Below are 24,056 nucleotides of genomic sequence, written 5' to 3'. Positions count from 1 at the left end.
GGAACCCTCGTCCGCATGGCGATCATCGAAGTGAACGGCCTGCGCAAGGCGTACGGCTCCCGAACGGTGGTGGACGGTGTCTCCTTCACCGTGGACGAGGGAGAGATCCTCGGGATCCTCGGGCCCAACGGCGCCGGCGGGACGACCACCGTCGAATGCGTCGAGCCGTACGGGGCCGCGGCGCTCCGCTCCGCCTTCCTGGTGATCGTCGTGGGCAGAACGGTCTTCGGTGTCAAGCCGCCGGGTCGGCTCGCCGGTCACGCGGCGGCCCTGGTCGGTCCTGGCCACGGTGACCGCCCTCGCCCCGGGCGCGGTCGCTGACCGAACGGGCCCCCCGGTCCCCCGACGGGCCGCCCGTCACGCGACCACGCGGAACAGCAGCACCGCCCGCGCCGGGACCCGTACCACCGCACCCCCCTGGTGCGCCGTCCCCGGCGCCTCCCGCTGGTCCGGCCGCGCGGTGTCCACCACCAGTTCGTACGCGCCCGCCCACGGCGGGCCCGGCAGTGTGAACTCCACCGGGCGCGCGCCCGCGTGCAGGACCGTCAGGAAGCTGTCGTCGGTGATCTTCTCGCCGCGCTCGTCCCGCCCCGGGATGTCACGTCCGGAGAGGAAGAGCCCGAGGGCCGACGCCGGGGCGTACCAGTCCGCCTCCGTCATCTCCGCGCCGTACGGGGTGAACCACGCCAGGTCCCGCAGCCCGTCCGGGGCCTGACGGCGGCCGGAGAAGAAGGCGCGGCGGCGCAGTACGGGGTGGGCGCGGCGCAGGGCGAGCAGCCGGACCGTCAGCCGGTGCAGCCCCGGCGGGCCGTCCGTACCCCCGGCCGGTCCGGCCCCGTCCCCGGCCTCCTCGTCGAGCAGCGACCAGTCGACCCAGCTCACCTCGTTGTCCTGGCAGTACGCGTTGTTGTTGCCGCCCTGTGTACGGCCCATCTCGTCGCCCGCGACCAGCATCGGCACGCCCGTCGACACCAGCAGCGTGGTCAGCAGGTTGCGGAGCTGGCGCCACCGCAGGGCGTTGACCTCGGGTTCGTCGCTCCCGCCCTCGGCCCCGCAGTTCCAGGACCGGTTGTCGTCGGTCCCGTCCCGGTTGCCCTCGCCGTTCGCCTCGTTGTGCTTCCGCTCGTACGACACCAGGTCGCGCAGCGTGAAGCCGTCGTGCGCGGTGATGAAGTTGACGGAGGCGTACGGCCGCCGGCCGCCCCACGCGTACAGGTCGCTGGATCCGGAGAGCCGGTAGCCGAGGTCCCGTACGTCGGGCAGGGCGCCGCGCCAGAAGTCCCGTACGGCGTCGCGGTAGCGGTCGTTCCACTCCGTCCACAGCGGTGGGAACGCGCCGACCTGGTAGCCGCCGCTGCCCACGTCCCACGGCTCGGCGATCAGCTTCACCCGGCGCAGCACCGGGTCCTGGGCGATCACGGCGAGGAACGGCGAGAGCATGTCGACGTCGTGCATGGAGCGGGCCAGGGCCGCCGCGAGGTCGAAGCGGAAGCCGTCCACGCCCATCTCCGTCACCCAGTAGCGCAGCGAGTCGGTGATGAGCCGCAGGACGTGCGGCTGCACCACGTGCAGGGTGTTCCCGCAGCCGGTGTAGTCGGTGTACCGGCGGGCGTCGGCGGGCAGCCGGTAGTAGCCGCGGTTGTCGATGCCGCGCAGGGAGAGCGTCGGGCCCCGCTCGCCGGCCTCCGCCGTGTGGTTGTAGACCACGTCGAGGATGACTTCTATCCCGGCCGCGTGCAGCGCGCGCACCATCCCCTTGAACTCCTCGACCTGCTGGCCGCGGGTGCCGCTCGCGGCGTACCCGGCGTGCGGGGCGAAGTAGCCGATGGAGTTGTAGCCCCAGTAGTTGCGCTGTCCGCGCCGCAGGAGGTGGTCCTCGTGCGCGAACTGGTGAACGGGCAGCAGCTCGACCGCTGTCACCCCGAGGCGCCGGAGGTGGCCGATCGCCGCCGGGTGCGCGAGGCCCGCGTACGTACCGCGCAGCTCCTCCGGGATCCCCGGATGGAGTTTGGTGAAGCCCCGTACGTGCAGCTCGTAGAGGACGGAGTCGGCCAGGGGCGTCTTGGGCCGCCGGTCGTCCGCCCAGCTGTCGCCGGGCGCGTCGTCGTGGACGACGACCCCCTTGGGGACGAACGGGGCGGAGTCGCGGTCGTCGCGCACGGTGTCGGCGACCTGCGGCTGCGGCCAGTCCCGTACGTGGCCGTAGACCTCAGGGGGCAGCGTGAACTCCCCGTCGACGGCGCGCGCGTACGGGTCCAGCAGCAGCTTCGCCGGGTTCCAGCGGGCCCCCGTCCAGGGGTCCCAGCGGCCGTGGACGCGGAATCCGTACCGCTGCCCGGGGCGTACGCCGGGCACGAAGCCGTGCCAGATCTCGTGGGTCAGCTCGGTCAGCGGCAGCCGGGTCTCGGTGCCGTGGTCGTCGTACAGGCAGACCTCTACCGCCTCGGCGCCGCCCGCCCACAGCGCGAAGTTGGTGCCCGCCACGCCGTCGGGGCCGACCCGGTAGCGGGCTCCGAGGGGGGTCGCCGCGCCGGGCCTGACGACGGGCGAGGGGGTGCCGGGCGGCTGCCCCTCCGTGACGGGTTCCGTGACGGGTTCGGTGGCGTGTGCGGTGACGTGCTGCGCGATGTGCTTCGTGGCGTGTTCATGGTGGGCTGTTTCCTGCTCGGCTGCGCTCGCCACTGACCGGCCTCCCGCGGCTCATGGGCCCCGCTCCCCGGCGCGCACGGCGTCCCGGCCGTGGGCTGCTCCTCGCGGTGGTCCTCCTCCTGTTCTGCCCCCAAGAGGCCCTGCCCTCACGTTTCCCCGGGAGGGGGGTGGTCGTTGGGCGGTCATGAGAAACATGACAAAGCGGGCAGAGGCCCATCCGGCGGCTCTCCTGACACGGGTGGGACTGTTCGCCGCACTGACCGGTCTGGCGGCCCTGACCGGGTGCGCGGGCGGTCCCACCGCCCTTCTGGAGAGCAAGGCGGGAACCCCCGTGGACACCATCACCGTCACCCCGCGGGATGGTGCGAAAGAGGTCGCGCGCACGGACCGGATCGCGGTGCGGATCCCGGACGGCAGGCTCGAACGGGTGAAGGTGACCCAGGTGGAGGACGCGCGGCCGGCGGAACTGCCCGGACGGATCTCCGCCGACGGCCGTACGTGGGCCCCGAGCGGCGGCGCGGTCGTCGCGCTCGCGGCCAGGTACCGCGTGGACGCGGTCGCCGTGGACGGCGCCGGGCACCGCTCGGCCCGCCGCACCACCTTCACGACCGCGGTGCCCAAGGGCCGGTTCACCGCCTACTTCTCGCCCGAGAACCGCGCCACCGTCGGCACCGGCATGATCATCTCCGTCGACTTCAACCGGGCGGTCCAGGACCGCGCCGCCGTCCAGCGCGCCATCAGGATCACCTCGGACCCGCCGGTGGAGGTGGCGCCCCACTGGTTCGGCAACGAGCGGATCGACTTCCGCCCGCGCGAGTACTGGGAGCCGGGCACCGAGGTCACCGTCGAGCTGGGGCTGCGGGATGTCCAGGCGGCGCCCGGGGTGTTCGGCATGCAGCACAAGACCCTCGGCTTCACGGTGGGCCGCTCGCAGGTCTCGCTGGTCGACGCGGAGGAGCACACCATGGAGGTACGGCGCGACGGCGAGCCGCTGTCCACCCTGCCGGTCACCGCGGGTGACGCCAAGAACCCCACGTACAACGGGAAGATGGTGGTCACGGAGTTGCACGACGTGACGCGCATGAACGGCGGTTCGGTCGGGTTCGGCGCCGAGTACGACATCAAGGACGTCCCGCACGCGATCCGGCTGACCACCACGGGCACGTTCCTGCACGGCAACTACTGGGAGTCCGCAGGCACGTTCGGCTCCGACAACGTCAGCCACGGGTGCGTGGGGCTGCGCGACACCAAGGGCGGTGACCCCGACTCGCCGGCCGGCTGGTTCTTCGAACGGACCCTGGTCGGCGATGTGGTGGAGGTGGTCAACTCCCGTGACCGTACGGTCGCTCCGGACAACGGCCTCGGTGGCTGGAACATGGAGTGGAACAAGTGGAAGGCGGGCTCGGCGGTCCGCTGAGTCCCACGAGCCGCACCGCGTCCCAAGGGCCCCGCCGCACTCCGGCGCGGGACCGCAAGCCCCTCCGTACGCCCTCCGCGTGTGCCTCCGCCGCCCCCGAAAGCCCCTCCGCCGACCCCAGCACACCGCCCGGCCATGCCCCGTACCACCGCCATGACCTGCGCCGTCACCGCCTGTTGGGACGGAATGGTGACATGAGAGAGATCTACGCCGCGCTCGCCGTGTGATTATCTATCGGTATGCGCGTGCACTCGACGCGCGGGGGTGCGGGCCGTGGCGGGGCCAGGCCGTGCGAGGGGAGACGACCATGGTGAACAAGCTGCCGATATCGGCCACATCGGCCGCGTCGTCCGCGTCCGGTGGCGGACGCGGACGCGGGAGTACGGGGCTGCTCGCCCTGCTGCTGGGAGCCCTGCTCCTGATGGTGACGGCGTGCGGCGGGGGCTCCGGGGCCGGTGACGACGGCGAGAACGGCGGAAAGGGCGCGGCGGAGGTGAAGAACGCCGCCTCCGTCGCGGTGGTGACGATCGAACCCAAGGACGGCGCCGAGGCGGTGGGAACCATGGGCGCGCTCAAGGTCTCCGCGGCCAAGGGCAAGCTCACCACCGTCACCGTCCAGGACGACAAGGGCGGCCCGGTCGAGGGGAAGCTCTCGGCCGACGGCGCCGCCTGGGAGCCGCTCCAGCACCTGGCGTCCGGCACCAGGTACAAGGTGCACGCGATCGCCAAGGACGCGGACGGGCGCGCGTCCGCGAAGGACACGACGTTCACCACGCTCGTACCGGAGAACACCTTCATCGGCACCTACACACCCGAGGACGGTTCGACGGTCGGCGTCGGCATGCCGGTCTCGGTCAACTTCACGCGCGGCATCACCGAGCCCGAGGCCGTGAAGAAGGCCATCACGGTGACGGCCGAGCCGTCCGTCCCCGTCGAGGGCCACTGGTTCGGCAACGACCGGCTCGACTTCCGCCCCGAGAAGTACTGGGCGCCGGGCACCAAGGTGACCGTGAAGCTCAACCTGGACGGCGTCGAGGGCCGGCCCGGGGTGTACGGCAAGCAGGTCAAGACCGTGTCGTTCACCATCGGCCGCAGCCAGGTCTCCACCGTCGACGCGAGCGCCAAGACGATGAAGGTCGTCAGGGACGGCAAGCTGGTCAAGACGATCCCGATCACCGCGGGCGCCCCGTCGACCACCACGTACAACGGACAGATGGTCATCAGCGAGAAGTACGCGGTGACCCGGATGAACGGCGCCACGGTCGGCTTCGGCGGCGAGTACGACATCAAGGACGTGCCGCACGCGATGCGCCTGTCCACCTCCGGCACCTTCATGCACGGCAACTACTGGGCGTCCTCCGGCACCTTCGGCTCCGCGAACGTCAGCCACGGCTGCGTCGGCCTCCGGGACATCCGGGGCGGCGGGAACAACGGCACCCCGTCGGCGTGGATGTACAACGCCTCGATCATCGGGGACGTGGTCGTCGTGAAGAACTCGAAGGACAAGCAGATCGCCCCGGACAACGGCCTCAACGGCTGGAACATGTCCTGGTCGGAGTGGACCGAGTAGTCCGGGACGGGGCCGGGCGGGCCCCGTACGCCGAGCCCTCCGGGCCCGGTCGCGCACCGCACAGGTGCGTGGCCGGGCCCGTTGTCGTGAGCGCCGGTTAACCTCTTCGGCATGGCATTCGTGAATCTTGAGGTCTCCGGCGGCGTCGGTACGATCCGGCTCGACCGCCCCCCGATGAACGCGCTCGACGTCTCCGTCCAGGACCGGCTGCGCGAGCTGGCCGTGGAGGCCGGCGCGCGGGACGACGTGCGCTCGGTGATCCTGTACGGCGGCGAGAAGGTCTTCGCGGCGGGCGCCGACATCAAGGAGATGCGGGAGATGGACCACGCGGCGATGGTCGTGCGCTCCCGGGCGCTCCAGGAGTCGTTCACGGCCGTGGCCAGGATCCCCAAGCCCGTCGTCGCCGCCGTCACCGGGTACGCGCTGGGCGGCGGCTGCGAGCTGGCGCTCTGCGCGGACCACCGGATCGCCGGGGACAACGCCAAGTTCGGCCAGCCGGAGATCCTGCTCGGGCTGATCCCGGGCGCGGGCGGCACCCAGCGGCTCGCGCGGCTGATCGGCCCGTCCCGCGCCAAGGACCTGATCTTCACCGGCCGTCAGGTACGGGCGGACGAGGCGCTGCGGATCGGTCTGGTCGACCGGGTCGTCCCGGCGGCCGAGGTGTACGAGCAGGCGCACGCCTGGGCGGCGAAGCTCGCGCAGGGGCCCGCGCTCGCGCTGCGCGCGGCGAAGGAGTCGGTCGACACGGGGCTCGAAACGGACCTGGAGAGCGGACTCGCCGTCGAACGCACGTGGTTCGCGGGCCTGTTCGCCACCGAGGACCGCGAGCGCGGTATGCGTTCGTTCGTGGAGGACGGTCCCGGCAAGGCGAAGTTCCTCTGAGAATAGCCCTGTTGGACATGCGTGGCCGTTACGTCAACCCTGTGCACCGCCTGCGGGGACCTTAAGACAGCCTTAAGGCAGTCTTGGTGATCACATTGGGGGATCTTTCAATCGCTTCTCGTCATCGCAGGTCAGGATAGGCGACCAAGCTTAATTTCTGCCAAGGGCATATGCCGATCACGCCCCCCGGAATGCTTCGTTCCGGGGGGCCGAATACCCTGGAACGCCCACGGGGAAGGCGCTGTACGGCCATGATGGGGGGCATGGCGGGCCTGGAAGGTACGGAGCAGCCGCGGCAGCGCGGAAACGCCGCCGCCGAGCGGTGGATACCGTCCGTCGACGACGAACAGGCGCTCAAAGCGCTGGAATTGTTCGGCAATCCGACGGAAGCGGAGGTGCGGCTGCCGTCCCGCCCCGAGTCCGCCGCCGCCGCCCGCCGGATCACCCACAGTGTGGTGCTGCGCCAGTGGCAGCTCTCGCCGCAGACCGCCGAGTACGCCGTCCTGCTCGTCTCGGAACTGGTCGGCAACGCCGTACGCCACACCGGCGCCCGTGTCTTCGGATTACGGATGCTGCGCCGCCGCGGCTGGATCAGGATCGAGGTGCGCGACCCCTCGCGCGGGCTGCCGTGCCTGATGCCGGTGCGTGACCTGGACACCAGTGGACGCGGGCTCTTCCTGGTGGACCGGCTCTCCGACCGGTGGGGCGTGGACCTGCTGCCGCGCGGCAAGACCACCTGGTTCGAGATGCGCGTCGCGGACCGCCAGGTCCCGTAGCCGTGGACCGCAAGGACCCCGTGGCCGCGGACGGCCGGGGCCCGTGCACGCCGGGCGGTCCGCGTAGCAGCGCGTAGCCGCCGAGCGGGACCCGGCGACCCGCGAAAGGCTCCGTAGCGGGTCAATCGCCACCTTTCACCTCCTTTCCCCCTTAAATGGGGTCGTGATCCCGATCGACCGCCGCAGCGCACTGCGCGCAGCAACCGGCGCTGCCGTCACGGGCGCCCTCGCCACCGGCTGTTCCGACACAGCACCCCCTTCTGTAAAGCAGTCCGCACACCCGTCCGAGACCGGTCAGGGGACGAGCGCCGGCGCCCGCCCCGGCACCGCGCGCCCCGCCACCCGTACCGCCCCCGCGCCCCGGCGCTTCCCCGGGCAGCCCGCCGAGATCGAGCACGGCCCCCGCGACCGCGCCCGGGTCGCCCTCACCTTCCACGGCCAGGGCGACCCAGCCACCGCCACCGCCCTGCTCGCCGAGGCGGAACGCGCCGGAGCCCGGGTCACTGTCCTCGCGGTCGGCACCTGGCTCGACGAACACCCCGCACTCGCCCGCCGGATCCTCGACGGCGGCCACGACCTCGGCAACCACACACTGCACCACACCGACATCTCCGACATGGACGAGACGGAGGCGTACGCGGAGATCACCGGCTGTGCCCAGCGACTGCGCCGGCTCACCGGTTCCATCGGCACCTGGTTCCGGCCCTCCCGCACCCAGCACGCCACCCCGCTCGTCCAGCGGCTGGCCCGACGGGCCGGCTACCCGCACGTCCTCTCGTACGACGTCGACTCCCTCGACTTCACCTCGCCCGGCGCCGCCGCCGTCGTCCGTACCGTCACCGGAGAGATCCGCGACGGCTCCGTGGTGAGCCTGCACTTCGGCTACGCGGACACGGTGGCCGCGCTGCCCGCCCTCCTCGACGCACTGGAACGCCGCGGCCTGCGCGCGGTGACGACCACGGAGCTGCTGACCTGATGCACCCCACTGCCCGCCGTGCCCCGCGCCCCGCCGTCCGGCTCGCGACCGCCGCCGCCGCCCTCGCTCTCGCCGCCCCGCTCGCGGGGTGCGGCGACTCCGGGACCCCCGCCCGTACGGAGGCCGCCGCCACCAAGGCCGCGCGCCCGGCCGTCCCCGCGCGGTCCGTGCCCGCCGGCCTGCCGGGCATGCCCCCCGTACAGGACCCCAAGGACATCTACGCCGCCGACCGCCCCGGCATGCTCTCGCCCGTCGTACGGGGCTTCCCCTCCCGCGTGTACGTGCCCAACACCAACTCCGACACCGTCTCGGTCATCGACCCGGCCACCTACGAGGTCATCGAGACGATCCCGGTCGGCCGGCAGCCGCAGCACGTCGTGCCGTCCTGGGACCTGAAGACCCTCTGGGTCAACAACAACCGGGGACACACCCTCACCCCGATCGACCCGGCCACCGGCAAGGCGGGCGAACCGGTCGACGTGCACGACCCGTACAACCTGTACTTCACACCCGACGGCAAGTACGCGGTCGTCATGGCCTCCCTCGACCGGGAGCTGGTCTTCCGGGACCCGCACACCATGAAGATCCTCAAGACCGAGCCGGTCACCTGCGCGGGCGTCAACCACGCGGACTTCTCGGCGGACGGCCGGTACTTCATCGTGTCCTGCGAGTTCTCCGGCGAACTCCTCAAGGTCGACACCGCGAAGATGAAGGTCGTCGCCGAGCAGAAGCTGCCCTTCGAGGGGGCCATGCCGCAGGACGTGAAGATCTCGCCGGACGGCGGCACGTTCTACATCGCGGACATGATGGCCGACGGCGTGTGGGTGCTGGACGGGAAGAAGTTCTCCACCCCGAAGCTGCTCCCCACCGGCAAGGGCACCCACGGCCTCTACGTGAGCCGCAATTCCCGCGAGATGTACATCTCCAACCGGGGCGAGGGCACCGTGTCCGTCTTCGACTTCCCACGCAAGAAGCTGACGAAGAAGTGGGACCTGCCGGACGGCGGCAGCCCCGACATGGGCGGCGTCTCCTCGGACGGCAAGGTCCTCTGGCTGTCGGGGCGTTACGACGAGGAGGTGTACGCGATCGACACCACCAGCGGCAAGCAGCTCGCCCGGATCCCGGTCGGCAGCGGCCCGCACGGACTGGCGGTCTACCCGCAGCCGGGCCGCTACTCGCTCGGGCACACCGGCGTCTTCCGCTGACCGGTCCGGCCGGTGGTACGTCCGCGGGCGCGTCCGCGGACCGCAACTCGCCCCCGTCCGGGTGACGGTCCACGGCCCGTCGCCGCACAGCGTGGAGGGTGCTCCCCATGACCACTTCTCGCCTGTGGCGCCGGGCCGCGGCCGTCGCCCTCTCCGCCGCCGCCGTGCTCGTCCCCGCCGCGGCCACCGAGGCCGTGTCCGGCCCCGAGCCGGCCCCGTCGGCCGTCGTGCGACCCGCCGGCCCCGCGATTCCGGCCGCGGGACCCGCCGTCCCTGCCGCGAAGCCCGTTCCCGCCGCCGAGCCCGCCCCGGCCGCCGACCGGTGCCCCCTCGTCGAGGACAGGATGTTCGCCGCGGTGGACCACGGGGTCGAGGTCGCGCGGATCACCCCGGCGCCCTACTGGCGCACCGACTGCAAGCAGCTCTACCGCGCCGACAGCCGGGCGCCACGGCTCGTCTTCGAGCAGGGCCTCCACCCCGACGCGCCGCTGGGCGGCCGGTACGACCTCGGCCGCCACACCCTGGCCGGCCAGGGCTCGCCGTACGTATCGGCCAGCTACGACCACGACCTCTACAAGGCCACGGTGGGGGACAAGGCCGTCTACAACTACTACATCGACGCCCCCGGCGGCGTCGACGTCGACAGGACCCTGGGCGCCGCCCGGCCCTTCGCGGGGGACGACGAGGTCGCCTTCCCCGGCGGTGTCTCCCGGGAGCGCGTCGTCGGCGCCTGCCCGGTGGACACGGCCAAGAAGACCGAGACCATGGCGCTGTGCGAGGACAACCCGCACTACCAGCCCTGGCGCGGCTGACCCACCCCCGCCGTCCGCCCCCCTGCCGACCGTCCGCGTCGCCGTTCTTCCGCGTTGCCGCTCTCCGCGATCGGCGGAGATGATGAGCGGGTGATATTTCCAGGCCCGTCCGTCGATGACACCGCCCGTGTCCCCGGCCGCGGCTCCGGCCGGGGAACCACGCGGACCGCCGCGGGTCTCGTGGCGGGCGGCGCGCTGGCGGCCCTCCTCGTCGCACTGCTGGGTGCGAGCATCGCCGCGCGGGGTACGGGAGAGCTGCGCATACCCGGCGCGGGCGTCACCACCGTGCTGCGCGCGGCCGTCCTCGCCGCGCTCGCCGTCCACCTCGGCGAACTCGCGGGAGGCCGGCTCGCCCGTACCGGACCCGCCCGTACCGGAACGCCCGGCGCCGGATCCCCCCGTACCGCACCCGAGCCGCGCCGTTGGGCGGTCGCCGCATCGCTCGTCGGGGCCGGCGCCTCGGCCGGCCAGATCCTGCTGCTGGCCCAGGTCAGCGGACTCGACCTCACCACCGTGTACGGCACCTCGGACGGCCGCTTCCTGCTCGTCATGGCCAACGGCTTCCTGCTGGCGGCCGGCTGCGCCACCCTGACCCGCCCGGCCCTCGCCCTCGCCCCGCTCGCCGCCGTCATCGGCGCGGAGGCCATGCGGGCCCACCCCGAGCCGTACACCCCGATGCTGGGCGTCGCGCTCACCGTCGTCCACCTCACTGCGGCGTCCCTCTGGACCGGCGGGCTGCTGTACGTGCTGCGCGCCCTGTGGCTGCGGCGCGCCGACCCGGCCGGTTCCGGGGACCTGCTCGCCCGGTACGCCCGCCACGCGGCCCGGCTCCTCGCCGCGCTGGCCGCCACCGGCACGCTCTCGACGCTGCGCAGGCTTCCCGTGGACGTCGTCCTCACCTCGGCGTACGGCAGGGTGCTGATCACCAAGCTCGTCCTGGTGGCCGTGGTGTGCGTGCTGGCGCTGACGGCCAGGAACCGGCTGCGCCGGGGCGGCGACGCCGTCCGCCCCGCCCGCGCCGAACTGGCCGTACTGGCCCTGGTCGTGCTGGTCTCGGCGGTCCTGACCGTGGTCCCCGACCCGCACTGGCTCAGCACCCGCTGACGGTCCGCGCGGACCGTACCGCGCTCACCTCAGCGCGCTGCCGGCCACCCACTCGCTCCAGGGGACGTTCCAGTCCCCGTAACCGTTGCCCGGATCGACCGTCTCCGGCGCCCCCGTCACCCGTACGACGTCTCCGGGGATCACCTCCTCGAAGAAGCGGCGCGCCGTGCCGTCCGTGGGGAGACCGACGCAGCCGTGGGTGACGTTCCGGTGGCCCGCGTGGGCGTCGGCCATCGGGTTCTCGTGGAGGTAGGTGCCGGAGGACGTCAGGTGGACCGCGTAGTTGTAGTAGCCCTTGTACTCGTCGCCGAAGCCCACGGTGCTGGAGTCCATCAGCAGCCGGCGCTCCTTGCCGGCGACGACCATGACGCCGTTCCAGGTCTCCATGCCGGGGGCCCCGGCGGTGATCGGGACGCGGGTGGCGACGCCCTCCCTGACGACGGTCATGGAGTGGTCGCGTACGTCGACGGTGGCGACGAGGGAGCGGCCGACCGTGAAGCGCCGGTTCAGTGAGTCCCCCGGACCGGGGGCGGAGCCGGACCGGGAGCCCGCGCGGAGGGTGACCTTCGTGCCGGTGGGCCAGTAGTCACGGGGGCGGTAGTCGAGGCGCCCGCCGTCGAGGAGGTCGCGGTCCTTGACCCAGCTCCAGGCGCCGGTCACGCGCGGGCTGCTGGAGACGTTCAAGGCCCTTTCGACGGCGGCCCGTTCGGTGACGGGCACGGGGCGATCGAAGACCAGCGACATCGGCATCCCGATCCCCACCACGGCCCCGTCGTCGACGTTGACGCGTACGTCCTCCAGCGCGGCGGGCACGGGCGCCGCCGGCCGCGGTCGCGCGGGGCGGGCGGCGGCGGGCGTCACGGCGGTCGTGGAGGCCTTGTCGTCCGAGGCCTCGTCGGGCCGCACGGCGTCCAGGACGGAACAGCCCGTCAGCGCCGCGAGGGCGCACAGGCCCGCGGCTCCCCAGGCGTACGGGAGACGCGCGCGGACGGGGACACCGGCACGGGCTCGGAGGCGGGCACGGGTTCGGGTGGTGTGGTCGGTCTTGATGGTCGCTCCCGAAATCATCGGGTCCCCCTCGGCAGGGTTCCGGGCAAGGGCACGGCACACGGGCAGGGCATAGGACATGGGAACGGGTCGGTCGCGCTGGAGAGTGAGTTCGACGCCTTCTACGGCGCGACGTTCCCCCGAATGGTCGGCCGCCCTACGCCATGACGGGTGATCCGGACGAACCGGAGCGCCGGCCCCGGGGCCTGCCGCAGCCGTTGACGCCTCATGATCCCCTTGGGAATGTGGTGAGTCCTGATGCTTTCTGTTCCATCGTGGGGAGACGTCATGCGGGACGTACCGGCACGGAACGAGTCGCACGGCAGCCACGGCGACGGGCCCGAGGCCCGCGCGGGCCGCAGGAGATTCCTCGGCGGGGCCGCCGCGCTGGGCGGGGCGATGGCCCTCGGCGCCGCCCTGCCCCGTACGGCGCGGGCGGCGACGGCGGCCGCGTGGGAGGACGTGATCAACGGGTCCTTCGGCAGCTACGCCGCCTTCGAGGCGTCCTGGCGCTACCTGTACCCCTGGGGCAGCGACCACAACGGCAGCGCCCGGATGTACGGCAGCTCGACCGACCACAACCACATCCATCTCGCCTCCGGTGTGCTCACCCTCCAGGCGACCCGGATCACCTGGGACGAGGGCACCAGCAGCTCCACGCCCCACCTCCCGATCCGCTACCACTCGGGCGCGGTGCACGCCAAGAACCAGATCGTGGTGACCGACCAGTTCCCCGACTACGAGGTCAAGGGCGAGTTCCAGGCCCCGAGCGGCGCGGGCACCTGGCCCGCGTTCTGGCTGACCGGGGTCAACAGCTGGCCCCCGGAGAGCGACATCCTGGAGTTCAAGGGGAACACGAACAACTGGTTCAACACGTTCCGTACGTCCTCGGACGTGTCCAGCACCGTCGTCGGCGTCCCGACGCCCGGCTCGTGGCACACGTACCGCGCCTGGATCACCAAGGTGAACGCCACGGACGTGGACATCCACTACTACCTCGACGGCACCTGGAAGGCGGTCCACCGAGGGGCCGGATTCGTCGGCAAGCCGCTCTGGCTGATCATCAACCTCCAGATGGAGGGCTCGTCGGGTTCGTCGGGACCGGGCGGCGACACGTTCTACCGGGCCCGCAACGTCTACGTGGGCCGCAACCGCGCGGCTTAGGGCCTCTCGTTCGGATCCGGCCGACGGGGCCTCGCGTGACTCAGGGGGACGGGGCGCCCCCGTGCTCCGCCGCGCGCGCCGCGTCGACCAGGAGGCGTTCGACCGCGAACAGGGCTTCGGTGATGGCGCTCCTTGAGAGGAGGGAGGTGTCGGCCGCGATGTCCAGCAGGGGGCGGCCCGCGCTCCCCGTGACGCGTACGTGCAGCTTGATGTCGCTGTTCGCGGTGTGGAGGAGTTCCCAGCTCACCTCCGGGGCGTGGGCCGGAGGCCGGGGTGCGGCCGGCTGTTTGTGGGGGCGGCTCCGTACGTCGTTGAAGAGGTACGTCAGGTCGAGCGGGGCGCCGCGCCTGGACTCGATCTCCGTGGTCGCCTCCGCCAGTTCCGCCGGGTCGTACCGGGCGTGGAAGTAGGCGCGCATCAGGTCGCGTTCGACGCGACGGGCCAGTTCGGGGAAGGTGCCGGAGGCGGTGTCGACCGTGACGACCGTGTGCTGGGAGAGGTTGCCGACGTATCCGTCGAGCGTCTGGTCGAAGCGGTTGCTGACCGGCAGGCGGAAGGTCATCGCGGGGTGCCCGGTGCGGGCGGCGAGGACACGGGCGACGGCGCTCAGCCAGAGGGCGCCGGAGCCGAGCCCGGAGCGTACGAGCGTCGCCTCGGCCTCCGCGAGCGCCCCGGAGGCGAGCCTGCCGCACCAGATCGGCGCGGACGGGCCGCCGGGCGCCGGTGCGGTGGGGGACGGGAAGAGGGCGGGCGGGGCGTCGGCGAGCGTGGCGCGCCAGTAGGCGACGGAGCGGGCCGAGGTACGGCGGCTCTTCGCTCGGGCCTCCACGCCGGCCTGTTCGGCGGGCCCGTGCACCACCGGAGGGAGCACCGTACGGGGATCCGTCGCCGCCGGGGCGTTCGCGTGGGCCAGCAGCGTCCTCGCCTCCGCGGCGAGCACCCGCTCGCTGCGCCCGTCCAGCACCACGTGCGAGCAGACCAGCACGAGGTACGCCGCGGCCCCGCCGCGGACCACCACGGCGAGCCGTGGCGCGAACTCGCTCTCCAGCAGCGGCTCCTCGGCCTGGAAACCCTCCACCAGCGCGGCGGCCGTCGCCCGCTCCCGGCCCTCCGGCGCCTCCTCGATCCGGACGGGCAGCACACCGTCCCGGTGGATCACCTGGTAGAGCCCGCCCGCGTCCTCGTGGAAGGTGGTACGCAGCGACGCGTGCCGGACGACGAGGTGTCGCAGACAGCCGAGGACCATGTCGAGGTTTCCAGGAGACCCAGGAGACCCAGGAGACCCAGGAGACCCAGGAGACCCAGGAGTCCGAGGGGCCCCGGGTTCCCCGACCGGGATGATCTGGGAGAGCTGGTAGAAGCCGCCCGGACGGTGCCTGGTGATCGTGCGCCACATCTCCCGCTGGCCCCACGTGGCCCCGTACACGCCCTCGGCACCGCCGGGAGGGGCGGTGAACGCCAGGTCGACCGTCGTACGGAGCGAACCGGGCGGGCCGGCGGTCATGACGCGGTCTCTTCCGCGAGCAGCCGTGAGTAGTCCGGGAGGTGCGCGGCGGCCTCCCGGAGCGTGTGGTGCAGTTCCTCGATCACGGCCATGTCGAACCCCGTCTCCTCCCAGCGCGCGAACGTGATGCCGAAGCCGAGTTCCTGCCACAGCTCGGTGTTGCGCTCCTCGTGTCCGCCGTACGGTTCGAGCAGTACGGCCGGGGTCGCCGACCAGAGCGAGTCCAGCAGGGTCCCGCCCCCCGGTTTGCTGACGGTGGCGACCGCGGCCCGGGTCAGGTCGAAGGAGCCGTGGTGTCCGGCGCCGCGGGTGAAGCGGGGCGGCTCGCCCGGTACGACGCGGCCGAACGGCGGATAGCCGTCGTCCAGCCACGGATGCCACCCCGGGTCGACCATGAAGGAGCGGACGTCCGGGTCGTCGCCGGACACGTCGGCCTCCTCGTACGCCACGACGTCCAGCGCGAAACCGTGCGCGCGCAACTCCCGCGCGCGCTCCCGGTAGGTGCCGATGCCCCAGCCCCCGCCGTGCACCAGCAGCCGCCGGTCCCGCTCGGCCCAGGGGAGCGCGGGCGCACGGGTGACGGGGATGCTGTACGGAATGCGCCCGCGCGCGGAGTCGGCCAGCCACACATGGCGTACGCCGGGCGCGGGATGCCCGGTCTTCACGAAGGACGGCGAGGCCACCGAGTCCACATGGCAGACGTCGACCGGGGGCGCGTCCGCCCCGTACCGGGACACGTACCGCTCGACGATCGGCAGCCAGAAACCGGAGAACACCACGAACCGGTCGATCCGCTCCGTCCGCCAGACGGCCATCAGCTCCTCGACGGCCCGGTCCGCCACGGTGGCCGACGGGTCGGTCGCCACCCGCTGGCCGGTCAGCGCGAACCGGAAGTCCCGGTGGAACGCCCACTTCATGGCCGCCGTGGTCGTCAACGTGCGCTCCGGCAGCAGCCGTTCCAGTACCCGGACCTCGGCGTCGGCGCCCTGTTCGCGGAGCCGGTCGGCCAGCAGCAGCCCCGGTACGTGCACGCCGAGCGCCACCCCGGAGGTGAGGATCTCGATCACGGCCGGCCCCCGGCCCTGGCCCCTGACAGGGTCGCCAGCTCGGCGCGCAGATGGCGGGCCACGTAGCGGTCCCTGGCCTCCTGCTCGGGACCGGAGAAGCCCCTCGGTACCGCCTCGACCAGCATGATCAGGTAGAGGTAGCAGCGGTAGAGGGCGAGCCGCTGCCGGGTGTCCTCGTCGAACCCGACCCGGCCGCCCGCCGACCGGTACCCGCCGAGGAACGCCTCGTCGCGCTCGATGTCGTCGAACAGGGCCAGGGAGACCAGCTCCGCCAGCGGGTCGCCCCAGAAGGCGCGTTCACCGTCGACGAGCCCGCTGATCCGGGGCGCTCCGGCCGGGGCGGGCCGGTCCACGAGGACATTGCCGTCCCAGAGGTCGAAGTGGACGAGGACGGGCGTCGTCACGGCGTCGAGCGGATCCGCCGCGGCCCGCACCGTCTCCCGGACCCGCGTGACGGGCTCCGGCAGGCGCGCGCCGAAGGTGTCCGCGTCGGCGAGGACGGCGTCCACCATGGCGAGGAACACGGATCGCCAGCCCGGCGGTGACGAGGGAAGAGGGCCGGGCCCCGACGTGGCCCCGGGGTAGCCGAAGGTGGTGCCCGTCACCCGGTGCAGCGCCGCCACCAGCCCGCCCAGCTCACCGCGGAGCGCCGCCCGCTCGCCGTCCCCGATCTCCTCCCGCGCCGCGTGCCAGTTGGTGCCGGGCAGATCGGACATCAGCAGGAAGTCGGTGTCGATCAGCTCGCGGGAGAAGTCCGCGTACACCACCTCGGGCACCGGCGCCCGGCCCGCGGCAGCCGCGTAGAACAGCCCCTCGGTCCGCATGATGCCGCGTTCGTAACTCAGCGTCGGCGTGCCCGGATCGGGCGCGATCTTGAGTACGAGGCTGGGGTGGCCCGGCGTCCCGTCGGCCAGCCGGACGCGGTAGACCGTGTTGAACGTCGCGTCCGACAGCTCGGTGCGCGAGCGCACCAGGCCGGGGTCGACGCCCGCCGCCGCGAGCATCCGGTCGAACTGCCGCTCCCCGGGGCGCCGCTTGTGCAGATTGTTCACCGTGTCTGCCTTTCCGACGCGCGGACCGCGTCCTGGTAGATCGAGGCCATCAGCTCGACGCGCGCGCCGGCCCGCTCCAGCGCGCCGCCGTCGTCAGGACGACGGTCCGACAGCGTCGCCCGGACGCGGTCGAGCTGGGAGTCGTAGTACGCCACCGGGGGGAACGCCCGCACCTGCCTGGCCCCGTCGGCGCGCCGGACCACCAGGTTCAGCGGCAGCGCGCCCCTCGTCGGCAGCAGGAAGTTGCGCAGCCGGACCTCCGCCGTCTCGAAGACGAACGTGTGGCGGGCCTGATGGACCTCACCGACCTCGCAGTGGAGCACCGCCTCCAGGCCGTCCTGCCGGTCGAGGCGGGCCTCGAAGGAACGGTCGCTCCCGTAGGGGCCACCGAACAGCCCGGTGCCGCGCCCCGTCATGCCGCCCAGACCCACGGTCGCCTGGACCGCCTGGAGCCAGTAACTCGCGCAGTCGCGGAAGATCCCGCCGCCCAGCTCCGGGCGCTCCCGGTAGCTGCCCGCCGCAGGAACACCGAAGCGTATGTCGGTCCGCACCGAGCGCAGCCGCCCGTACCGGCCGTCCTCGACCATGGCACGGACGGCGCCCTGCCACGGATGGCCCGCCGTGGGCACCGCCTCCACCACCCGCGCCCCACCGGCCGCCGCGGCCTCCCGGATCGCGGCCAGTTCGGCCGGGCCGAGACAGAGCGGCTTCTCCACGATCACATGGAGCCCGGCCCGCGCCGCGCGCTCCACCCACGGACGGTGCGCCGAGTTGTGCAGCGACACATACACGGTGTTGACGCCGGGGTCCGCCAAGAGGGCCGCGTAGTCGGCGTGCACCTTGGGGATCCCGTGCCGGGCGGCGAACGCGGCGGCACGCTCGGGGTCGCTCGCGGCCACGGCACGCACCCGTACGTCGTCGTACCGTGAGCTGGGCCCCACCACCGCGCGCCCGGCGATCGCCGTCGCCCCGATCAGGCCGATGTCAAGCCGCATCGGCCACCCCGGTCGCTCCGCCGGGCAGGCCACGGGGCGTCATCCCGGCGTCGGCCGCCGCCGCCAGTACCCGGCGCCGCAGCGCGGGCGCGCCGTCGGGGCCGCAGAACAGGGCGTAGTACACCCGGCCGCCGGGGGCCGTCAGCGTACTGCCGCCCAGCAACGTCACTCCGGGGCGCGGGCCGCCTCCGTACAGCACACCGTCCCGGCGCAGCGCGGCGCTCAGATCGGCGATGCCCCGGCCCGGCGGTACGGCGAGGTCCACCTGCCGGAGATGGCCGCGCAGCCCGCCGCCGCTCTCCCGCACCCGCTGGTCGAGGCGGAGCGAGAGCAGGCCGAGGGAGCGGCGCGCGTTGATCTCCAGTACGGGGACGACGGTCCCGTCCTCGACGACCATGGAGTCGACGCCCACCGGCCCCCAGTACCCGGCGCCGGCCAGGGCGTCGGCCACCGCCGCGAGGGTGCCGAAGTAGCCGTCCGCGTCGAGGCGGGCGAGGAAGGCCGGGTCGGCGGGGTGCGAACCGGCGTACCGGAAACGGTGGTTGGCCATCATCAGCACGCCCAGTACGGTGGCCTCGCCGGTGCGGGAGATCCGCAGATGCCCGGAGAAGTCGCACCGCTTGGCGTACCGGCGCTGCACCACCAGCTCGATCCGCCGGCCCGCCGCGACCTGCCGTCCCAGGGTGCGCAGGACCGCGCCGAGCACACCGGGCGCGGCGATCTCCAGGGTGTCCCGGCCCGACACCCCGTACGGGTCCTTCACCAGCACCGGGTACCCGAACTCGGCGACCGCAGAGGTCAGTTCGTCCACCGAGCGGACCACCCGGCCGGCGCCGGGCAGACCGAGCCGCCGGACGAGCGCGTTGGACCACGACTTGGAGTTGACCTCGGCGACCACCGCCACCGGCGGCAGCAGACCGGGTCTGCCGAGCCGGTCGGTGAGGGCGACGGTGTCGGGGAGCACGGCGTAGGGCAGGGCGCCAGGACAGGCCGCGACCCGTTCGCGCGCGGTGCTGTCGGCGGCGATCAGGGCGTCGGCGGTGCGGGGGCGGTCGTCGGCCGCCGCGGCCGGCCGCAGGACGTACGGCTCGAAGTCGATCCCGCACGCGCCCAGCCCCGCGCGCACCTCGGCCGCCATCGGCGTCCGGGTCACCAGCAGATCGCCCGGCGCGCAGAATCCGGCCAGCAGCTCGTCCATCGCGGCCACCGCGCCCGCACCGCCCGGCAGGGTGACCGCGGGCAGGGCGGCCAGCTCCGGGGCCCGCCACCACCGCTCCGCGTCGAACGTGCCCCAGTGCGCCGCCCGGCCCTCCGGAGCCTCCGTGGCCTCCGGGCCGGTCGGTTCCGACGGTTCCGCCGGTTCCGCCGGTTCCGCCGGTTCCGCCGGGGCGCCCCGGCCCGCCGTCACCGCGCCGCCACGCCCAGGCCGGAGACGTAGCCGACGAACTGCCGTACCGACCGCAGATCGTCCAGCCGCAGGTTCTCGTAGTCCAGCTCGATGTCGAAGGCGTCCTCGATCCCCAGCAGGAAGGAGATCACCTGGAGCGAGTCCAGGCCGTACTCGTCGATCAGATCGGTGTCGGGGCCGATCGCGTCCCGCGCGGCGCCGTCCGGCAGCACACCGGCGAGCACATCCTTGATCCTCAGCTCGATCTCGTCCACGGTCACACTCATCCCCACCCTCAGACTCCGTTGAGATACAGAAGAATGCATTTCGAGCAGACCGGCATCATTCCGCCCTCGGCGAGCGTCCGGCGCACCTGGCGGAAGGACTCGCTCTGCCACAGCTCCGTGACCGGCGTGTCGTACAGATTGCCCACGACGAACTCCGGGAAGAACTTGCAGGAGCTGACGTTGCCGTCGGCGTGCACCTCCATCCGGTTCGACACCGCGAGGCACTTGCTGCGCTGCTGCGCCGGACGGGACGTGCCGAGGATGAAGTCCTCGACCTCGTCGATGTCGAGCTGCGGCTGGTACCGCACCCGCACCCGCCAGGGCCGCGCGGCCAGCCGCCGCATGGACTCCCGCAGTACGGGCAGCTGCTCCGTGGGAAGTTGGTAGGTGTACGAGTGCCAGGTGGGCTTCTTCGTGCCGGTGTCCGGCTGGAGCCAGGCGAACGACTTCTCGTACAACTCGTCCATGGCGCCCGCCACTTCGGGGCTGATGTACCAGGGGAACTGGAAGTACACGGTGTTGACGCCGAGTTCCTCCGCCCACTCCATGAACTCGTACATCTTCCCGACGGTGGCGTGCGAGACCATGCACGACAGCGACAGCTCACCGCGGAACCGGCCCTCGCGCTGGAGCCGCAGCATGGTCTCGATGTTCTCCACGGTCCTGCGGAACGTGCCCTTGCCGCGCAGCGCCTCGTGGTCGTCGCCGAGACCGTCCAGACTGACCAGCAGGTTGAGGTTCTCGCCGATGCGGAGCAGATCGTCCAGCTTCCGCTTGAACAGCAGCCCGTTGGTGCACATGTTGACCGTACGGGGGTACCGCTCCAGCAGCGCCGCGACCTCGCCGAACTTGCTGTGCATCAGCGGCTCGCCGCCCCACAGGAACAGCTTGGAGCGTACGGGGGCGGTGGCGGCGAGCACGTCCTCGACGACGGACAGATCGAGTTCCGTACGCTGCCGGGCGGGGCTGAAGTCACGGAAGAAGCCCTGCTCGTTCCACTGGTAGCAGTGCGAGCAGCGCAGATTGCACCGGTAGGTGAGCTGGAGACTCACCTCCTGCGGCAGCGGGGCCGCGTAACCGGGGTCGGCCAGCAGGTTCTTGCGTGCGCGCGAGCGGATCGACACCGTGTGCTTGATGTCGGCGAACTCCTTCGCCGTCAGTGTCTTGGTGGTCGTCGGATGCATGCTTCATCTCCTCACTCCGGGCGCCCGGACTCGGTGAGCCCGGCCGGCGCCATCAGCGCGTCGTCGTTGAGCAGCGGTTCCTTTCTGAAGAGGAGGACGCTCGCCGCCGCGAGCAGGCCACCCGCGGCGATCACCACTCCGAGCCCGGCCGCCCAGCCCAGCCAGGCGCTCAAACCCCCGCCGGCGAGGCCGCCCGCCAGGGAGCCGAGCGGCACCGTGGAGAAGCTGAGCGTCCTGGTCACCGCGTGGACGGTCGACTGCCGGCCCGGCGGGGCCAGCGCCTGCCGCAGGCTCGCGTCCAGCACGCCCCAGACCGACAGCCACACCGCGGAGAAACTCCGCACCAGGACCAGCACGGGGACCGCCGCCGGCGTCCAGAGGAGACAGAGCGGCACGGCCAGCCACGACACACCCTCAAGGCCGGTGAGCAGCAGGGCGCGCCGGGTACCGAACCGGCCGATGATCCGGGACGCCAGCACGGCCCCGGCCAGCGCGCCGACCGCGCCGGACGCCATCAGCAGCCCGCCACCCACACTGGAGAGCCCGAGCCCCCGGTACGCGAAGAGCAGCAGTACGGCGTCCACCGCCCCCGTACCGAAGCCGCGCAGCGCGGCACGGCCCACCAGCAGCCGCAGCAGCGGATGGTCCCGGACGAAGCGCAGCTCCCGCCCGACCCGTGCCCACACCGGCTCGCGCGGATACGGCCGTACGGGCAGCTTCTCCACGGCGCGCACCGGCGCGCGGGCCGCGGCCGACAGCAGGAACGGCGCCGCGGCCAGCGCCGCCGCCGGGGTCGGCCCCACCACCCCGAAGACCACCCCGGCCAGCGCGGGACCGGCCAGCTTGGTCAGGCTGTCCGCGCCGGAGAGCCGGGAGTTGGCGGCGACCAACTGCTCGCGGCCGACCAGGGACGGCAGATAGGACTGGCCGCCGATGTCGAAGAACACGGTGGCCGCGCCCGCCACCGCGACGGCCACCACGAGGTGGGTCAGGGTGAGCCGGCCGGCCAGCGCGGCGACCGGCACACTGACGAAGGCGGCGAACCGGACCAGCTCCGCGGCGACCATCACACCCTTGCGGCGTACGTGCGCCAGGGCGACCCCGGCGACCAGCCCGAGCGCCGGATAGGCGAGCCAGCCCGTCGCGGACAGGATCCCCACCTGCGCGCCGGAGGCGCCGAGGCCCAGGATGGCGACGCTCTGCACGGTGAACGCGGTGAGCCGGTCCCCGAGCCCGCTCATCGTCTGCCCGAACCAGAACCACCGGAACCCGTCGGGCAGTCGGGCAGTCACGGACTCTGCCCGTACCCTCTCGGAGCCTCCGGCATCGGCGGCCTTCTCGGCGCGCTCGGTGTACTCGGCGTCCTTGGTGTGCTCGGCGCCGTCGGCCCGCGCCGTGAACCCGCTCATCCGCCCGCGGATCCGCAGGACGGCCCGTACAGGCATAACGCGGCGGGTGCGTCCACGCCTGTCCTCATGCCCCTCATGAACCCTCCGAACTGCCCCCGAGGGGGTGCTGCGGATGCGTGTGAGTGTGCGTGATCGTGAGCGCTGCCGAAGCTATCTGAGAGCGCTTCCAAGGGTCAAGGGTGCCTCAAGGGGCGGGAGTTGCACCGAAGCCGCCCCCGAGCCCGTGCGCCGGCGTTACGCGGGACGGGATCCGGCCGTTGCGTCGCCGGAGTCGGCGCACGACACTGGGAAAGCGGGGCCGCGCGCCCAGTGAGGAAGTGCCCTATGCGTCAGAACGACAACACCGGAGACGAATACGACCGGGACGAAAGCGGCCGGGACGAGTACGACGGGGAGGACGCGGAGGTCGTCGCCGCGGAATCGGACGACTACACCGAGGGCGACGTGGTCGACGAAGGGCCGTCGGATGTGTATTTGGACGTTCCGGTGCTCAACATCGACGAGATTCACCTGGATGTGCAGGACCTGCGCGCCCATGTCTCCCTTCAGGCCGAAGTCCTTGATCTGCTCAAGCTGAATGTCGGTGCCGATGTCGCGCTGGGTTCGGTCGATCTCGACATCAAGGGTGTTGAGGCGCAGGCGCAACTGAAGGTACGCCTCCATAATGTCGCGACCATCGTCAACCGTGTACTGACGACGGTGGACCGGAACCCGCAGATTCTGGAGCAGTTGAGCAGGGGTTTGGGGCAGGCGGTCGAGGAAGTCGGTACGGGAGCGGGGGACGCCGTCAAGGAGATCGGCGGGGGAGCGGGTGAGGCGGTGGAGGATGTCGGGCACGGTGCGGGTGAGGCGGTGGAGGATGTCGGGCACGGTGCGGGTGAGGCGGTGGAGGATGTCGGGCACGGTGCGGGTGAGGCGGTGGAGGATGTCGGACATGGCGCGGGTGGGGCCGTGCAGGACATCGGCGAGGGCGCCGAGGACACCGTCAAGACCGCCGGGAGGAGCGCGGGCGAAGCCGTCGAGGACATCGGCGGGGATGTGGGCGACACGGTGAAAGACGCTGGTCGGGACGTGGGGGACGTCGCGGGGAGCGCGGGCAGGAAGGCCGCCGACGACACCGCGGGCGCGGCTGAGGCCGCGACGCCGGACAGCTCCGAGGCGACCGCCCCGGCACACAGGCGCACCCGGAACCCCGCGGACGGCGGGTCTGCGGACGGCGGGCCCGCGCGGCGGAGTGCTGCGGCGACGAAGGACGGCCGGAAGCCGGTCAGGACCTCCGAGGCGCGTCGAGGCGAATCCGGCGACCGACGACGGAACACGCGGAGAGCCAGGACAGCCGCGCGCCGCGACGCGCACAAACGCTGATTTCCGCGGCGTTCGCCCGGCGGAACGCCCCGTCGAAGAGCGGCCGACGCGGGGTACGGGGAACGCGCTCACCCGAATGGCGTGATGCGGATGCGCGGAGGAGAGTGGAGAAAGGGGTGTGACCGCCCGGGGAGATTCTCATAATTTCCTCCCGACGGTGGCATTCCCCTCTGCTTGTCGGAAGCCCCTGTCTTCGGGAAGGTG

The 24,056-nt window shown here is 72.4% G+C and carries 20 protein-coding genes and 1 pseudogene; 11 read left to right on the top strand and 10 right to left on the bottom strand.

The window, feature by feature from the left end:
- Positions 1-15: 15 nt before the first annotated feature.
- A pseudogene (locus ACFXPL_RS01890) lies at positions 16-165 on the top strand (ATP-binding cassette domain-containing protein); the annotation flags it as partial.
- Positions 166-357: 192 nt separating this feature from the next.
- Here ACFXPL_RS01890 and glgX read toward each other — a convergent pair.
- Complete coding sequence (gene glgX / locus ACFXPL_RS01885; RefSeq protein WP_384910853.1) at positions 358-2,682, bottom strand: glycogen debranching protein GlgX; 2,325 nt, start codon at positions 2,680-2,682, stop codon at positions 358-360.
- A 151-nt stretch (positions 2,683-2,833) separates the two neighbouring features.
- Here glgX and ACFXPL_RS01880 point away from each other — a divergent pair, with 151 nt between their 5' ends.
- The 8 genes from ACFXPL_RS01880 (at position 2,834) to ACFXPL_RS01845 (ending at position 11,391) form a co-directional block, all read left to right on the top strand.
- The gene (locus ACFXPL_RS01880) at positions 2,834-4,066 is read left to right on the top strand and encodes an Ig-like domain-containing protein (RefSeq protein ID WP_384910850.1); all 1,233 of its coding nucleotides are present in this window, start codon (positions 2,834-2,836) and stop codon (positions 4,064-4,066) included.
- 310 nt (positions 4,067-4,376) lie between these two features.
- Complete coding sequence (locus tag ACFXPL_RS01875) at positions 4,377-5,636, top strand: Ig-like domain-containing protein (protein ID WP_384911242.1); 1,260 nt, start codon at positions 4,377-4,379, stop codon at positions 5,634-5,636.
- Positions 5,637-5,747: 111 nt separating this feature from the next.
- Positions 5,748-6,518 (top strand): enoyl-CoA hydratase/isomerase family protein, encoded by a 771-nt coding sequence (locus ACFXPL_RS01870; protein ID WP_384910847.1) that lies wholly within the window; start codon positions 5,748-5,750, stop codon positions 6,516-6,518.
- A gap of 251 nt (positions 6,519-6,769) precedes the next feature.
- Complete coding sequence (locus ACFXPL_RS01865) at positions 6,770-7,294, top strand: ATP-binding protein (protein ID WP_384910844.1); 525 nt, start codon at positions 6,770-6,772, stop codon at positions 7,292-7,294.
- A gap of 163 nt (positions 7,295-7,457) precedes the next feature.
- Positions 7,458-8,270: a polysaccharide deacetylase family protein gene (locus ACFXPL_RS01860; RefSeq protein ID WP_384910842.1), complete on the top strand. Its 813-nt coding sequence runs from the start codon at positions 7,458-7,460 to the stop codon at positions 8,268-8,270.
- A complete protein-coding gene (locus tag ACFXPL_RS01855) occupies positions 8,270-9,475 on the top strand; it encodes a hypothetical protein (protein ID WP_384910839.1) in 1,206 nt (401 codons plus the stop codon). Before ACFXPL_RS01860 ends, ACFXPL_RS01855 begins: the two co-directional genes overlap by 1 nt.
- A 107-nt stretch (positions 9,476-9,582) precedes the next feature.
- Entirely contained in the window at positions 9,583-10,287 is a 705-nt protein-coding gene (locus tag ACFXPL_RS01850) for an ADP-ribosyltransferase (protein WP_384910836.1), read from the top strand.
- A 90-nt stretch (positions 10,288-10,377) separates the two neighbouring features.
- The gene (locus ACFXPL_RS01845; RefSeq protein WP_384910833.1) at positions 10,378-11,391 is read left to right on the top strand and encodes a CopD family protein; all 1,014 of its coding nucleotides are present in this window, start codon (positions 10,378-10,380) and stop codon (positions 11,389-11,391) included.
- Between the two features lie 24 nt (positions 11,392-11,415).
- Here the strand turns inward: ACFXPL_RS01845 and ACFXPL_RS01840 are convergent, their stop codons facing one another.
- Positions 11,416-12,459, bottom strand: a complete 1,044-nt coding sequence (locus ACFXPL_RS01840; protein ID WP_384910830.1) for a L,D-transpeptidase — start codon at positions 12,457-12,459, stop codon at positions 11,416-11,418.
- Positions 12,460-12,726: 267 nt separating this feature from the next.
- Between ACFXPL_RS01840 and ACFXPL_RS01835 the strand changes: the two genes are divergently transcribed.
- Positions 12,727-13,602: a family 16 glycosylhydrolase gene (locus tag ACFXPL_RS01835; protein WP_384910827.1), complete on the top strand. Its 876-nt coding sequence runs from the start codon at positions 12,727-12,729 to the stop codon at positions 13,600-13,602.
- Positions 13,603-13,642: 40 nt separating this feature from the next.
- Here ACFXPL_RS01835 and ACFXPL_RS01830 read toward each other — a convergent pair whose 3' ends face one another.
- The 8 genes from ACFXPL_RS01830 to ACFXPL_RS01795 all read right to left on the bottom strand — a co-directional run bounded on the left by ACFXPL_RS01830 (position 13,643) and on the right by ACFXPL_RS01795 (position 22,487).
- The gene (locus tag ACFXPL_RS01830; protein WP_384910824.1) at positions 13,643-14,848 is read right to left on the bottom strand and encodes a condensation domain-containing protein; all 1,206 of its coding nucleotides are present in this window, start codon (positions 14,846-14,848) and stop codon (positions 13,643-13,645) included.
- Between the two features lie 254 nt (positions 14,849-15,102).
- A complete protein-coding gene (locus ACFXPL_RS01825) occupies positions 15,103-16,173 on the bottom strand; it encodes a hypothetical protein (protein ID WP_384910821.1) in 1,071 nt (356 codons plus the stop codon).
- Positions 16,170-17,225, bottom strand: a complete 1,056-nt coding sequence (locus ACFXPL_RS01820) for a phosphotransferase family protein (protein WP_384910818.1) — start codon at positions 17,223-17,225, stop codon at positions 16,170-16,172. Before ACFXPL_RS01820 ends, ACFXPL_RS01825 begins: the two co-directional genes overlap by 4 nt.
- Positions 17,222-18,220: a Gfo/Idh/MocA family protein gene (locus ACFXPL_RS01815; RefSeq protein ID WP_384910815.1), complete on the bottom strand. Its 999-nt coding sequence runs from the start codon at positions 18,218-18,220 to the stop codon at positions 17,222-17,224. The genes ACFXPL_RS01820 and ACFXPL_RS01815 overlap by 4 nt, the downstream gene beginning before the upstream one ends.
- Positions 18,210-19,628, bottom strand: a complete 1,419-nt coding sequence (locus ACFXPL_RS01810; RefSeq protein WP_384910812.1) for a hypothetical protein — start codon at positions 19,626-19,628, stop codon at positions 18,210-18,212. Before ACFXPL_RS01810 ends, ACFXPL_RS01815 begins: the two co-directional genes overlap by 11 nt.
- On the bottom strand, positions 19,625-19,894 hold the full coding sequence (locus tag ACFXPL_RS01805; protein ID WP_384910810.1) for an acyl carrier protein: 270 nt from the start codon (positions 19,892-19,894) through the stop codon (positions 19,625-19,627). Before ACFXPL_RS01805 ends, ACFXPL_RS01810 begins: the two co-directional genes overlap by 4 nt.
- 8 nt (positions 19,895-19,902) lie before the next feature.
- Positions 19,903-21,078 carry a radical SAM protein gene (locus ACFXPL_RS01800; RefSeq protein ID WP_384910807.1) on the bottom strand — a complete coding sequence of 392 codons (1,176 nt, stop codon included), beginning with the start codon at positions 21,076-21,078 and terminating at the stop codon, positions 19,903-19,905.
- An 11-nt stretch (positions 21,079-21,089) separates the two neighbouring features.
- Complete coding sequence (locus tag ACFXPL_RS01795; protein ID WP_384910805.1) at positions 21,090-22,487, bottom strand: MFS transporter; 1,398 nt, start codon at positions 22,485-22,487, stop codon at positions 21,090-21,092.
- A 198-nt stretch (positions 22,488-22,685) separates the two neighbouring features.
- Between ACFXPL_RS01795 and ACFXPL_RS01790 the strand changes: the two genes are divergently transcribed.
- Positions 22,686-23,852, top strand: a complete 1,167-nt coding sequence (locus ACFXPL_RS01790) for a hypothetical protein (RefSeq protein WP_384910803.1) — start codon at positions 22,686-22,688, stop codon at positions 23,850-23,852.
- Positions 23,853-24,056 lie beyond the last annotated feature (204 nt).

This window comes from Streptomyces sp. NPDC059092 (assembly GCF_042756365.1).
GTDB lineage: Bacteria > Actinomycetota > Actinomycetes > Streptomycetales > Streptomycetaceae > Streptomyces.
This window is presented reverse-complemented; position numbering and strand designations above follow the sequence as displayed.

Coding starts and splice junctions, on each gene's coding strand:
- ACFXPL_RS01800 (WP_384910807.1), bottom strand. CDS start 21,078: ATGCATCCGACGACCACCAAGACACTGACGGCGAAGGAGTTCGCCGAC.
- ACFXPL_RS01795 (WP_384910805.1), bottom strand. CDS start 22,487: ATGAGCGGGTTCACGGCGCGGGCCGACGGCGCCGAGCACACCAAGGAC.
- ACFXPL_RS01840 (WP_384910830.1), bottom strand. CDS start 12,459: ATGATTTCGGGAGCGACCATCAAGACCGACCACACCACCCGAACCCGT.
- ACFXPL_RS01880 (WP_384910850.1), top strand. CDS start 2,834: ATGAGAAACATGACAAAGCGGGCAGAGGCCCATCCGGCGGCTCTCCTG.
- ACFXPL_RS01830 (WP_384910824.1), bottom strand. CDS start 14,848: ATGGTCCTCGGCTGTCTGCGACACCTCGTCGTCCGGCACGCGTCGCTG.
- ACFXPL_RS01855 (WP_384910839.1), top strand. CDS start 8,270: ATGCACCCCACTGCCCGCCGTGCCCCGCGCCCCGCCGTCCGGCTCGCG.
- ACFXPL_RS01870 (WP_384910847.1), top strand. CDS start 5,748: ATGGCATTCGTGAATCTTGAGGTCTCCGGCGGCGTCGGTACGATCCGG.
- ACFXPL_RS01805 (WP_384910810.1), bottom strand. CDS start 19,894: ATGAGTGTGACCGTGGACGAGATCGAGCTGAGGATCAAGGATGTGCTC.
- ACFXPL_RS01850 (WP_384910836.1), top strand. CDS start 9,583: ATGACCACTTCTCGCCTGTGGCGCCGGGCCGCGGCCGTCGCCCTCTCC.
- ACFXPL_RS01865 (WP_384910844.1), top strand. CDS start 6,770: ATGATGGGGGGCATGGCGGGCCTGGAAGGTACGGAGCAGCCGCGGCAG.
- ACFXPL_RS01815 (WP_384910815.1), bottom strand. CDS start 18,220: ATGCGGCTTGACATCGGCCTGATCGGGGCGACGGCGATCGCCGGGCGC.
- ACFXPL_RS01835 (WP_384910827.1), top strand. CDS start 12,727: ATGCGGGACGTACCGGCACGGAACGAGTCGCACGGCAGCCACGGCGAC.